The organism is uncultured Gimesia sp., from assembly GCF_937919775.1.
Classification (GTDB): domain Bacteria; phylum Planctomycetota; class Planctomycetia; order Planctomycetales; family Planctomycetaceae; genus Gimesia.
Genome location: NZ_CALFPF010000256.1, coordinates 1 through 13,060, shown reverse-complemented (window position 1 = coordinate 13,060; position 13,060 = coordinate 1). Strand labels below are relative to the sequence as shown.

Sequence of the window (13,060 nt, the reverse complement as noted above, 5' to 3'; positions counted from 1 at the left end):
TTGTAATAGTATAAAGAAAATATTATTTTATAATAAATCTAAAGTATCGATTTCCGTCTGTACAGTAGGCCTTTTCACTGCAAATTGCCCAATCCTGATGAGCGGACTTTGATCCTGGAAACAAGCCTGTCAGATCAAATCGGGTAGATAAAGGGCGCGATGGCACTGCCGCTGATGAGAATCAGCAACCCGATCAAGAGCAGCGCTATGATGATCGGCGCCAACCACCATTTTTTGTTATGGCATAAAAAGTCCCAGAATTCGGCCAGAATGCCCGGCGATTTGCCCTCAGAGCGAGCCAGAAATTCAGTCGGGTTTTCGTCTGATGAGGGCTGTTCGGAATCTGTTGGATCTGCCATGATTTTCGCCCGTAATTTAATGCTTCTCGATTCAGTCCGGTTCAAGCGAATACTAAAACTGCCGAAAGTAGTCTGTTTCCTTGCGGATGACTTTTTTTGTTTTCCAGTAAGATTCCACCTGTGGGTCGAAACGCCTGCCGACCAGATCATGGCCCGATAAGCGTAACGTGATGCCGATCGGGAATATGACGAGATAATATACCACAGCGATCAGGAGACAGGAAACAATCCACCTGACAGGATAAAACAGAATCATCCAGGCCAGATAAATCGGTTTGATGTGCTGCGGATAAATCAGACCCAAGCTCAACAGCAGAACTATCAGTCCAGCCATGCCTGTTGCGACTGAAATCGACGCCGTTATTTTATAAACGAAAGCCGCAATGAAACTGAAAAGAAATGCCAGTGCGACAGCGAAGATTCTTAACTCGCGTTGATTCGGATTCCAGTTGATTTCGGTAAGTGCCATTTTTATTGATTCAACTAAGTGTTAATGCTGCTTGAACGATTAATCGAGGGCAAACTGATCGAGATGCTGATCGTCTTCAAATACCCGTGCCTGGGGCTGTTCCGACTTTAAAATGACAAATTGTTCCAATACCAGCACATCCATATTCGTGGCCATGAAACATCGCCAGGCATCCTGGGGGCTGCAGACAATGGGTTCTCCTCTGACATTAAAGCTGGTATTGATGATGACGGGAGAACCCGTCAATTTTTCAAATTCCGAGATCAGTTTGAAATACCGGCCGTGCCGGGTTTCGTCCACGGTCTGTATGCGGGCAGAATAATCAACGTGTGTGACAGCCGGGACTGAAGAGCGGCACAGATGCAGCTGCTGGAAACCGGTCAGATGTTTCGTTTCTGGCGAACGGGAGCTCCGCTGATGTTTTTGAACATCGGCAACCTGCAACATGTAAGGGCTAGGGATGTGAGCGGGAAATTCGAAATATTCCTCGACTCTGTTTTGCAAAACGGAGGGTGCGAACGGACGAAATGATTCCCGAAATTTGATTTTGCGGTTCATTTTGGACTGCATCGATTCACTCCTGGCATCACCCAGAATGCTCCTGCCTCCCAGAGCCCGCGGCCCGTATTCCATGCGGCCCTGCAACCAGCCGACCACTTTTTCGGAGGAGATGTGGCTTGCGACCTGCCTGCACAGTTCGTTTTCATCGGAAATGGTGTGATAAACCACCTGCGCTTCATCCAGAAACTGTCGAATCTCTGCTTCAGAAAATTTCGGCCCCAGAAAACTCCCCTGCTGTTGATCATCCGGATTCGCGTGTCGTGGTTTTTGCAGCAACTGATTCCAGATGAAAAGTGCCACTCCCAGCGCGCCACCGGCATCGCCGGCTGCCGGTTGGATCCAGATCTCTTCAAACGGACCTTCCCGCATGATCTTTCCGTTCGCCACGCAGTTCAAAGCGACTCCCCCTGCCATGCAGAGACGTGACTGGTTTGTCTGCGAATGCACATGCCGGACCATTTTCAGCAGAATTTCTTCCATCACGGTCTGGATTGAAGCCGCCAGGTCCATGTCACGTTGTGTGATCTCCGTTTCGGGTCGACGGGGTAAGCCACCAAAGAGTCGATGAAATCGATTCGAGGTCATCGTCATTCCCTGACAGAAGTTGAAGTAAGACAGATCAAGGCGAATAGAACCATCGGGCTTGATATCCACCAGTTTCTCGCGAATCAGTTCGGCAAAACGCGGCTCGCCATAGGGGGCCAGGCCCATCAGTTTATACTCACCCGAGTTGACTCGAAAGCCGCAGTAATAAGTAAAAGCCGAATACAACAGACCGGGCGAATGCGGAAAATGCAGTTCGCGCTGAATTTCGATTCTGTTACCCACGCCGGTTCCATAACTGGCGGTTGCCCATTCGCCGACTCCATCCACAGTCAGAAAAGCGGCTTCTTCAAAAGGGGATGGGAAAAAGGCACTCGCGGCATGAGACTCGTGGTGTTCAATAAAGATGATACGTTTTTTATATTGCTGCTGCAGTCCTTCGTAAATGACTTTCGGAATGTGCAGTTTTGTTTTGAGCCAACTGGGAATCGTATTCAGAAACGCCTTGAAACCAAAGGGGGCAAATGCCAGAGTCGTTTCCAGCAGGCGTTCGAATTTTAAAAACGGTTTTTCATAAAACCCCACAAAATCAATCTGTCCCGGCGTCAGTTGCGCTTCGCGCAGACAGTATTCAATGGCCTGCGCAGGAAAAGACGAGTCATGTTTGATTCGGGTAAAGCGTTCTTCCTGAGCTGCGGCAATGATCTCACCATCAACAATGATGGCTGCTGCAGAGTCGTGGTAGAAAGCCGAGATCCCCAGAATTGCTGTCATGAACTACCCGGTAATGAAAGGAGCGATAAAATAGATCAAGGATGAATGTGTTTGATTATCGTTTGACGGGGGACTTGTTGCTTTGATGAATCTCAACATTTACTACCACAAATAAAACCTAAAACGCAATACCGACTATTTTCCTGTCCCCTGGAGCAGGGTCAGTTCATCCTGAACAGGAAGCTGGTTCCATTCTTCTTTTGTCCCGTCGGGCCAGGTAATTGTAAGGGAATCGATCAAAGCAGCCTCCCCGATGGGGATAAGCACACGCGGATCACTGGAAGACTGGAAACTGCCTCCGGCGGGAATCACCAGAATTTGTGCAACCTCACCCGTGATCACTTTTACGGTGCAACCGAGCGGTTCCCTGGCCGCCCGCACGCCGATCACTCTGAGTCGTACGCTTTTGCCTTGACGGGGGCTGTCATTTCGTAAGAGCCCTGCCGGCTTGATTTCATGCGACGCCAGAAGATCGGCATCCCCGTCGTTATCGATATCTCCCACCGCAGTGGCACGCCCCAGATATTTTGTTTGAAAATAGGGGCCCGAATTTTTTGAGACATCTTTGAAGCGTTTTCCCTGCTGATTATAAAACAGTTGCTGCGTCATCTCGTATTCATGTTCGGTTCCCAGCGTACTCAGATCCCAGATATGCCCATTCGCCACGAACAGATCAGGCCATTGGTCGAGGTTGAAATCGGCAAAGATGGTCCCGAATGCCAGCATCGGTCGTGATGTAGTATCCAGCCCCAATTGGGAATTGGTCGTCAGAAAGCCGCCCAGTTCAAGCTGTTCATAAAAATCATTGGCTGCGTTTTCAAAATTCGTCACAAAAATATCGAGCAGACCGTTCCGATTATAATCGGCACACGCAATCCCCATCGAAGATTGAGGCTGCCCCTGATCTCCTACGGCAACTCCCAGAATCAAGGCTTGTTCCTCAAATACGAAGTTGCCCTGATTGATGAAGAGAAAATTATCCGTCGTATCATTGGCTACGAAAATGTCGAGCAGACCATCCCGGTTGAGGTCGACAATCTGAACGGCCAGCCCTTTACCGGCAGGTGGTACCCGGATACCGGCTGCTTCAGAACGATCAACAAATCGCCCGTCGCCCCGATTTTCGTAGAGCAGATCCTGCTGTGCAATTCTGCCAATCGGGCCGCAGGAAATCAGGACGCGTGTTGATCCGATTGTGGTGTAACAAGGCGGTTCATCTCGGGAATAATCCACATAATTTGTCACATACAAGTCAAGGTCGCCATCGCCATCGAGATCACCAAATGCGGCGCTGGCGCCCCAATGTTCGTCCCCCGTTGTTGTCATTTCTTTGATGTCGGAAAACGTACCATCACCATTATTTTCCCAGAAATAGTTTTTCCCATAAGTACACAGATACAAATCCACAAAGCCATCATTGTTATAATCACCGCAAGCCACGCCCATGCCAAAGCCGGATTTTTCCAGGCCGGCTGCCGTTGTGACATTTGCATATCTCAACTCATCCCGCTGCAGGCTTGAAGCACGATACAGCTGATGGACCATGCCCGCTTCCTCAGCCGGTTGATCAAAATGAGAGCCATTCGCCAGAAAGATGTCCAGCCGACCATCGCCGTCGAAATCAAACAGCGCAACTCCCCCGCCGTTCTGTTCCACCATATAATGCTGCGGACTGGGATTCCCGTAATAAGTAAAATCAATGCCCGATTCCCGGGCGATGTCGGTAAACCAGAAGGGGGAAGGCGTGCTGTTTTCCTGAAGTTTCTCGGCTCGGTCCGGGGCTTTAGTCTCTGTTAAAATGTCCGTTTCGACCGCAGGAGCGGGAGTTGACTTTTCACAACCCGGACAAAAAAGCAGACCGAAAATCAGGATTGCCTGTCGAGATCGGCTGCGTGGAAACGATGGGAACAATTTAACCTCAGTCCTGAATACGCTAAGAGAAATCAGACAAGCAAGAATAATCATCCATTATTTGCGGCTTTGACGCTTGATTCAATCAAATTATTTCCTGCTCCGAAAGCAGAGAGCCGAAAGATATGACTAACTTCCGTTGAACCAGAAAACAATGTTAAATAGGATGATACAGTCAGGCATTCGACGAATCGAGTCAATCACCGTCCGAATTTACTCACCGAAGAGATCAGACAGCCGATTGACGTAAAAAGAAAACCATTGATGAATGAACCACTCCCGCAGAATCCATTAGAGGTGAATCCCCTTTCACGGTCAGCAGGCAAAGCCAACCTATTCAGAGTAACACTACTTTATCTGGTGCTGATTCTACTTATTTTCTCGCGCTGCCTGACTTATCCCTTATTGGACTGGGATGACCACCTACACCTGACAGACAATCCTCACCTGAATCCTGTTTCGTTTGAAGGACTGCGGAAGATCTGGACGGAGCCCTACGAAGGCCTCTATATCCCCCTCAGCTATACTTTCTTTGCGCTGGAGGTTTCTCTGACGCGTCTGTTTGGCTCTCAAGAGAATTCGGTGCTGGCTCCCTCTATTTTTCATGCGGGCAGTTTAATCCTGCATCTGGTTAACTCGCTCCTCATTTACCGGATCTTGAATTTGATCGTGAAGAACAACCGTGCGGCCTGCCTGGGGGGACTGCTGTTTTTACTCCACCCGTTACAGGTTGAGTCCGTCGTCTGGATCAGCGAAACACGCGGATTACTCAGCAATTTTTTTTCCATCGCAACGATCTTTTATACTCTGAAATATGTCGTACGATCCGAAGCTTCCGCTTCTGTCCTGCCACCTTCCACTACGGCTCCAGCGCGAAAATTCAATTCCGAGTTGATTTTGGCGACAGGTTGTTTTCTGCTGTCGCTGCTGGCAAAACCGAGTTCGGTAACCACGCCACTCATCATTGGAATACTCGTCTATGGATTCTATCCGCAGCAGTTAAAAACTCTGCGCTATTGGATTTTCTGCTGGCTGATGCTGGCTCTGACCATGATTCTGGTCAATCGCAGCGAACAGGCGGAGCTGTTGTTTGAAAGTCCGTTTTGGAATCGCCCCTTGATTGCCGGGGATTCGCTGGCGTTTTATCTGTGGAAACTATTCATCCCCTACCCGCTGATGATGCAATATGACAAAAGCATCAAGCTGATTCTGGAATCTGACAGGGTCTATTGGTTCTGGATCATTCCCTGCCTGTGTTTTCTGCTGGCTTGTATTGTCAAACAACGCCGTGTCTGGTTGGTTATCCTGGCAATTTTTATCGCCGGATTGCTGCCGGTGCTGGGTCTGATCCCCTTTGCCTATCAATTAGTCTCCACGGTTGCAGACAGATACGTTTACCTGTCGATGTTTGGCCCGGCACTCGCTGTGGCGTGGCTGTTACGCGATGCCCATAAAACTGTCGCACGATATTCCGTTTGTGCTGTTTTGGCTGTGTTTGCCGGTCTGAGTTTTATCCAGACTGCAGCATGGGCCAATAGTGTTGAACTGTATCAACACTGCCTGAAGTACAACCCCCGTGCTTTTATCGCTCTGAATAATCTCGGTCATCTGGCTTTTAAAGAACAGCAGTTTGAGAAGGCATTGCACTATTTTGAAAAGTCGATCGCAGTCATGCCCGATGATGCGGGTACGAATCTGAACCTGGGTGCCACGCAGATGAAACTGGGGAACGTAGACCGGGCATTGAAATTTTATCAACGGGTTCTGGAAATCGACCCTAAGCATCCGGGGGCGCATGTTGCGTTAGGAATTTATTACGAATCAGAAACAGACGACAAAAAAGCCTTTGACCATTACCTGCAGGCTCTTCAGTCACAGCCTCAAAATGCGGACGCCTTAATGGGACTGGGCAATCTCGCACGTCGGCAGAAAATTTTCAAAGAGGCATTGCGCTATTATCAATTGGCTTTGAAATTCCGACCGGATGATCCTGACCTACGGAAGAATCTTGGTAATCTCTATCTGGAACTGGGGGACGAGAAAAACGCACAGGTTCAATTTGAACTTTCCCGAAAACAGGGTTCTTCCGATCCTGTAAACGAATTTAATCTGGGGCTGATGGCTGCCAGAAATTCAAACCTGGAAAAAGCGATTCAACATTATGAATCGGCACTGCAAACACTCAATCAGCAAACCTCTCCCGATTTGCACAAGCAAATCATACAGGAACTGGCGTTAACTTATAATCTGCAGGGGACCATGCTTCAGGAACAGGGAAACCATCAGCGGGCAGTAAAACAATTGCAGTTGGCGGTCAAAACAGCCCCTGATTTGGCACCCGCGTTTTTCAATCTGGCAGAATCTCTGCAACAACTGGGACAAACTCAAGCTGCAATTAAAGCCTTACAACAGGCCCTCACACTGGTCCCTCCTGATTCTGAACCTGCAAGAGATATTCAAAATCGAATTGATTCGTACCAAAATAAATAGAATCATCCGCCGCCTACTCATTATAATCCAGGTGAAACATTTCTTTATTTGATTCTTTCTCGACAGAAATAATACTTTGAACCAGCCCTCAGCAAACTTACCCCTCGAATATACGATCGTCCCAGAGAAACGCAGCAGGAAAAAAAGCGTTCTGTTCCGGTGCGCTGCATTGGGAATCGGCCTGTTAATCAGTCTGGCTGTGGTTGAAGTGGTCGTTCGCATTGCGCAGATTGCTCCCCCCCGCCTGATTTCGAAAAGACATCTGATTGATCACTCGGTAACCGACCACGTCGTTTATTATCATTGTTATCCTGATAATCCTCACGATGAACTGGCCCCCGTCCCCAATACCCAAGACGGTGACTGGGAACTGACGACCTATACTCTCGATCCTGAAAAACTTCCCCTGAACCGTCTCTCGGAAACCCCGTGGTGCGTGAAATATGAACATTCATCCAAAGGAATTCGTGATCGGGAATACCCGGATCAGCCACCAGAAGGAGTGACACGCATCGCCTGCATCGGTGATTCATTTGTATTTGGTGAGGGTGTCCCCGTTGAAAAGACAATCGCACGTCAAATGGAATCTTTGCTGGGTAAAAAGTATGAAATCATCAATGGCGGTCAGGTAGGCGCAAATACTCTGGATGAACTTCAGATTCTGGCGGCGATCGTCAAGGAAGCGAACTGCCATAGAGCGATCTTCGTCTTCATTCCGAATGATATTCCCATCCACCCCGGATTAGCCCAGCGTCAGAAATATATCAATGATCTGGTACAAATTCGTGATCAATATCTGGATGATTATCAGAAAACCAGTTGGCACGGCGGTTATTTGAAGTCGATCGGCTTGATGACGGCCCCTTTCGAAATGGAAAAGATCAAACGGGAAACCATCCAATGGTATCTCGACTCTTATGATCCTCGTTTTAACCAGGAAAATTTGCGCGTCTTTCAGGAAACGATCCGCACGATCCCGCAAATTCCGGACTGCCGCTCTGTGTTTGTGATTTATCCGTTAATGGAAGGGTTTGAATCAGCATACCCTTTGCAGACGATTCACGAAAAAGTAAAAGCGATGGCCGAGGAAGCCGGTTTACCGGTGCTGGATCTCACGCCGGCATTTGCAGGGCAAAAAACATCGGATCTTTGGGTCCATCCCACAGACCATCATCCTAACGGTAAAGCAAACGCCATCGCAGCCCAGGCCATCATTGAATGGTTAAAAAAGGATGTCCCCTGGTTTCTCAACCCCGATGAGCATGTGAAAACACAATCAGTCAACTGATTCACAAACAAGCCCGCCATTGACTTCCAGCGATTGCTCCTGTTCAAGCAATTTTATTTTCCACGTCTCGTTTCTGGTACAGCAACCAATACGTGACGGGAATGACGATGAGTGTGAACAGAGTCGAAGTCACGATTCCGAAAATGATCGCCCAGGCCAGTCCTGAAAAGACCGGATCGAGTGTGATGACCCAATTCGCCAGCAGCGTCGTTCCCGCCGTCAGCAGAATCGGACGCGTTCGAACGGCAACCGAACGTATGACTGCTTCCTGCAGCGAAAAGCCTTCTTTTTGCGCCAGATGGATAAAATCAATCAGCACGACGGAATTCCGCACGACAATTCCGGCCAGAGCAATAATACCGATCATTGCCGTTGCCGTGAAAAAGACGGGATTCGGATGTCCGCCGACGGGGACATCCATGATGACATTAAGTAGCCAGAAGCCGGGTAAGATTCCGATGAGCGTCAAGGGAATGGCCAGCATTATCAGCACCGGTAAGATGCGCGAGCCGGTTTGAAACATCAAAATGATGAAGATACTCAGCAAGGCTGCTGCGAACGCAAAACCCAAATCGCGAAACACGTCTAGTGTAATCTTCCACTCACCTTCTCCTGCCCAGTTCACCGAATAACCGGCGGGAAGGGACCATTTGATTCCCGCTCCGCGAGACAGCCATGTGCGGTCCTGCACGGGCCGGACTGCGCCAGATATCTGCGTTTTATCGGTTTGGCGATCCGCTTCGAGATCCAGAATCGCATCCGCCGGAGGACGACCCGCAACTTCAGCATAGACATAGACGACTCGATTCAGGTTCTTATGGTAGATGGTTTTGTCTTCGAGCCGTTTTTCGAATTTGCCGAGCGCACCGAGTTGCACAACTTGACCGCCATTTCCCTGCACGTAGATTTCTTCCAGGTCGTCGATGGCGGAACGACTGGAGCGCGGCAGCTTGAGTTCGATCCAGAGCGGTTCGACTTCATTCGGGAGGTGGAGCACGGTTGCCTTATCCCCCTTCAGAGCGATGCGCATCGTTTCTGCAATCGCTTCCGTCGAGATTCCGGAAAGCGCCGCCTTGGGTTTATCGGTTTCAAATATCCAGCGTGTTTGATCCTCTTCGGCACTCAGGTCCACATCAACCACGCCCGATTCAGCCGCAAGCCGGTCTCCGACACTCCCGGCGACTTGAATCAGATCGGAGTAAGTTCCTACCGGAGGCCCATAAACTTCTGCTGTAATCGTGGACAGAACAGGCGGCCCGGGAGGCACCTCGACCAGCTTGATCTTCGCTCCCAGTGAGTTTGCCAGCTTCGTTAACGGATCTCGAATCCGCAACAGAATCTCATGCGACTGTTGAACACGATAATCTTTCCCGATCAGATTCACACGGATGTCTGCCAGCGGGGAGCCTTGCCTCAAGAAATAATGCCGAACCATTCCGTTAAAGTCCATCGGTGAAGCCTGCCCGACAAAAATCTCGTAATCTCTCACTTCGGAAACACCGCTTAAATACTGGCCGATCCGTTTTGCTACGGCATCTGTATGTTCCAGCGTTGTGCCTTCCGGCATATCAAGCACCACCTGGAACTCATTTTTATTGTCGTAGGGAAGCATCTTGACGGGAACCAGCCGCAGTACAGGCAGCGTCATCGCGCCTGCAAGCAGCAAAACAATTCCGAACAGCACACCCCAGGCGTAAATACGGCGGGACAGAATCGGGCTCAGAATGGCACGCGTCGCTCGATAAAGTGGCTGCTTCGTAAGATCGTATGCACTTTCACTCTGATCGTCTGATTGAGAAAGGCGTCTGAGCGAAACCATGGCCAACCACGGTGTGATCACGAACGCGACTAAAGTCGAAAAGGTAACAGTCAGAGGCACATTCAACGCCATCGGAGCCATGTAAGGTCCCATCATGCCCGTAATGAATGCCAAAGGCAGAAAACTGACAATGATGGCTAAAGTGGAAAGAATCAGCGCAGGGCGGACTTCCTGTATGGCACGCAACACAGACTTGCGCGGCGGAAATATCCGCATGGAAAAATAGCGGGCAATATTTTCTACGTCCGTGATGGGATCATCAACCAAGAGACCTAACGCCAGAATGAGCGCAAACATCGTGACGCGGTTGATCGTATAACCGGCCATCAGATTCACAAACAATGTCAGGCTGTAACAGACGGGAATCGCCAAGGCGATGACCAAAGCAGCTCGCCAGCCGATCACAACCCCAATCAAAGCAACCACAGTCAGAACGGCGACGATCAGACCTTCCACGAGTTCGTTGACTTTCTCATCGGCCGTCTCGCCGTAATCCCGGGTGATGCGGTAATGCACACCGTTGGGTATGTGAGTCCTTGACAGTTCTTCCAGTCGTTCTTTGACGGCGGACGCGACCCAGACCGCGTTGGTCCCCTTCCGTTTCGCTACCGAAAGATGAACTGCAGGATACAACTGGTCTTCATTTGAGTGCGTTTCATCAGCGGAACCGAAGCCGATCCAGCTATAACTTTCCGATTCGGCTGGCCCGTCCATAATGGTAGCCACATTCTTGAGATACACGGGCCGATCGCCGGAAACATTCACCACGATATTCTCCAGATCAGCAACATCCTTGATAAAAGTTCCGGATTCGACAATAAACTGTCGATCCTGTTGTGCAAATTCACCGGCCCGCACCATGACATTGCTGATTTGCAAAACTTTTTTCACCTGCAGGGGAGAAGTCTTGTGCGCCGCCAGTCGCTGAGCGTCCAACTCCACACGCACGCGTCTCGGCCGCCCGCCGTTTACTTCAACGCGGTTTGTATTGGGGATCGCCTGGAGATCATGCTGGAGTTCCTCTGCAATCCTCCGTAACTCATGGTCGCTGTAAATGTCTGGTCTATCGCTCCAGAGAGTGGCAATCACAATCGGCACATCATCGACTTCGATTGGCTTGACCACCCACGATGTGACTCCCGGCGGGATCTGATCCGTGGATGAATTAATCTTGTTATAGAGTTTGACAAGGGAATCTTCACGGTCCTCGCCCACATAGAACCGAACGGTGACAATACACTGGCCGGGTTGGGACATCGAATAGACGTACTCGACACCATCGATCTGGTACAGCAATTTTTCCAGACGATCGGTGACCTGCGTTTCGACCTCGGCGGCAGACAGTCCGGGAGCACTGACGAAAACATCCGCCATCGGTACCACAATCTGCGGTTCTTCTTCGCGAGGTGTCAGCCATAAAGCGACGATGCCTAACAGCAAAGAGACCACCACCAGCAGAATCGCCACATCGCCTCGCAGGAAGACTTCGACCACGCGCGTCAGGAAACCAGAACTCTCGTCGGAAATCTCATCAGGCTCATTTGTCATCTGCGTTGCTCTCCCGTTCCGGAGATGTCGGCTTGAGTAACACCTGATCCCCCGCCTGCAGACCACTCAGGACTTCCTGTCGCCCGGGAATTCCGACCTGCCCGGTTTTAATGAAGCGTCTTTCCAGCGTGCCGTCCGGCCGAACAACATCGACAAATTCGAGCTGACCAATGCGTTCAATGGCGTCCATTTCGAGGCAGAGGTGCTTACGACTTCCCGCCGGAATCCGCAGTCGACCGAACATCCCTTCGTAAAGATCTTCGGAGCGTGGCAAACTGGCTTTAACCAGAAAAGACCGACTCGGTGCGTCTGCCTGTGGCACGATCTCATCAATGGTGGCTTCGAATTCACGTTCCAACGCATCGACGTAGACCTTCAGCTGATCGCCCAGTCGCAGTTTGACGGCCAGTTGCTCCTCCACCGGCGCCTCCAGCCGGAGTGATGTGGCGTCATACAGCACCAGGAGCGGTGCTCCCGGATTGGCGATGTCCCCTGGTTCGGCAAGTCGATCCACAATACGACCGTTCTTCGCCGCTTTGATTTTGGTATAAGACAGTAAAATTTCCGCCTCAGTGACGGCTTGCTTTGCTCGCGACTCTTCCGCCTCGGCCACTTGAAGTTCCCGTGTGGCGCGATCAAAGTCGGATTTTGTGACAACATTCTTTTTCAGCAGCGTCTCGACTCGCTTGAAATCCTTTTCTGCCTCTGCATGGGTTGCAGCAGTCGAGACCTCTGATTGTTTGGCTTGACTCAAACGGGACTGATATTCTTTTGCATCAAGGTCAATCAGAGGTTGCCCTTTCGAGACCTGATCCCCTGCTTTCACGTGAATCTGTGCGATGCTTGCCAGAACCTTGGACGCCACTATGGTTCGACTCGACGCTTTGAGCGTTCCGATCGCTTCTTCGACATAGGGTTTCGTCACTTCATGGACCACTGTCATCGGTTCGGCGGAATGCCGACGCACACCGCGCTCCTGCCAGTCTGATGCCACTTTTTTCTCGAACATCCCGGACAGCCAGGCAATCGACAGCAGGAGAACTACCAGACCGGCTGTGTAGAGCAGAATACGGATGAAGATACTGATGCCTTTATGGGAAAACCAAACTTTCATCTTTCCCCTTTACCACAACATGATTAAATGAACCGTCTCGGACGCCTGTTTGCCATAATCAAAGGTGTCAAGCAGCAGTATACCATAAATGACGCCAGACTTGAGGGAGTTTTCATGACCCCCTGCATCAGAAATCAAGCTTTTAAATCGAGTGCTACCCGATCTTTATTACCCGGCCCTGTTT

8 protein-coding genes are annotated in these 13,060 nt (G+C 50.1%); 2 read left to right on the top strand and 6 right to left on the bottom strand.

Features of this window, described 5'->3' with window-relative positions; translation table 11 throughout:
- Positions 1–134: 134 nt before the first annotated feature.
- The 4 genes from Q0294_RS06845 to Q0294_RS06830 form a co-directional block, all read right to left on the bottom strand.
- Positions 135–359: a DUF5989 family protein gene (locus Q0294_RS06845; protein ID WP_299462353.1), complete on the bottom strand. Its 225-nt coding sequence runs from the start codon at positions 357–359 to the stop codon at positions 135–137.
- A 52-nt stretch (positions 360–411) separates the two neighbouring features.
- Positions 412–828, bottom strand: a complete 417-nt coding sequence (locus tag Q0294_RS06840) for an SxtJ family membrane protein (RefSeq protein WP_299462350.1) — start codon at positions 826–828, stop codon at positions 412–414.
- Positions 829–867: 39 nt separating this feature from the next.
- Complete coding sequence (locus Q0294_RS06835) at positions 868–2,706, bottom strand: carbamoyltransferase (protein ID WP_299462347.1); 1,839 nt, start codon at positions 2,704–2,706, stop codon at positions 868–870.
- A 135-nt stretch (positions 2,707–2,841) separates the two neighbouring features.
- Entirely contained in the window at positions 2,842–4,617 is a 1,776-nt protein-coding gene (locus Q0294_RS06830) for a CRTAC1 family protein (protein ID WP_299462345.1), read from the bottom strand.
- A gap of 264 nt (positions 4,618–4,881) precedes the next feature.
- Here Q0294_RS06830 and Q0294_RS06825 point away from each other — a divergent pair, with 264 nt between their 5' ends.
- Together Q0294_RS06825 and Q0294_RS06820 are read left to right on the top strand one after the other, a co-directional pair.
- Positions 4,882–7,107, top strand: coding sequence for a tetratricopeptide repeat protein (locus Q0294_RS06825; RefSeq protein ID WP_299462342.1), 2,226 nt, complete (start codon positions 4,882–4,884; stop codon positions 7,105–7,107).
- A gap of 76 nt (positions 7,108–7,183) precedes the next feature.
- Positions 7,184–8,395 carry a hypothetical protein gene (locus Q0294_RS06820; RefSeq protein WP_299462339.1) on the top strand — a complete coding sequence of 404 codons (1,212 nt, stop codon included), beginning with the start codon at positions 7,184–7,186 and terminating at the stop codon, positions 8,393–8,395.
- A 43-nt stretch (positions 8,396–8,438) separates the two neighbouring features.
- Here Q0294_RS06820 and Q0294_RS06815 read toward each other — a convergent pair whose 3' ends face one another.
- Together Q0294_RS06815 and Q0294_RS06810 are read right to left on the bottom strand one after the other, a co-directional pair.
- On the bottom strand, positions 8,439–11,762 hold the full coding sequence (locus tag Q0294_RS06815) for an efflux RND transporter permease subunit (RefSeq protein ID WP_299462336.1): 3,324 nt from the start codon (positions 11,760–11,762) through the stop codon (positions 8,439–8,441).
- A complete protein-coding gene (locus Q0294_RS06810; RefSeq protein ID WP_299462333.1) occupies positions 11,752–12,876 on the bottom strand; it encodes an efflux RND transporter periplasmic adaptor subunit in 1,125 nt (374 codons plus the stop codon). The genes Q0294_RS06815 and Q0294_RS06810 overlap by 11 nt, the downstream gene beginning before the upstream one ends.
- Positions 12,877–13,060: the final 184 nt, after the last annotated feature.

Coding starts and splice junctions, on each gene's coding strand:
- Q0294_RS06845 (WP_299462353.1), bottom strand. CDS start 359: ATGGCAGATCCAACAGATTCCGAACAGCCCTCATCAGACGAAAACCCG.
- Q0294_RS06840 (WP_299462350.1), bottom strand. CDS start 828: ATGGCACTTACCGAAATCAACTGGAATCCGAATCAACGCGAGTTAAGA.
- Q0294_RS06835 (WP_299462347.1), bottom strand. CDS start 2,706: ATGACAGCAATTCTGGGGATCTCGGCTTTCTACCACGACTCTGCAGCA.
- Q0294_RS06825 (WP_299462342.1), top strand. CDS start 4,882: ATGAATGAACCACTCCCGCAGAATCCATTAGAGGTGAATCCCCTTTCA.
- Q0294_RS06815 (WP_299462336.1), bottom strand. CDS start 11,762: ATGACAAATGAGCCTGATGAGATTTCCGACGAGAGTTCTGGTTTCCTG.
- Q0294_RS06810 (WP_299462333.1), bottom strand. CDS start 12,876: ATGAAAGTTTGGTTTTCCCATAAAGGCATCAGTATCTTCATCCGTATT.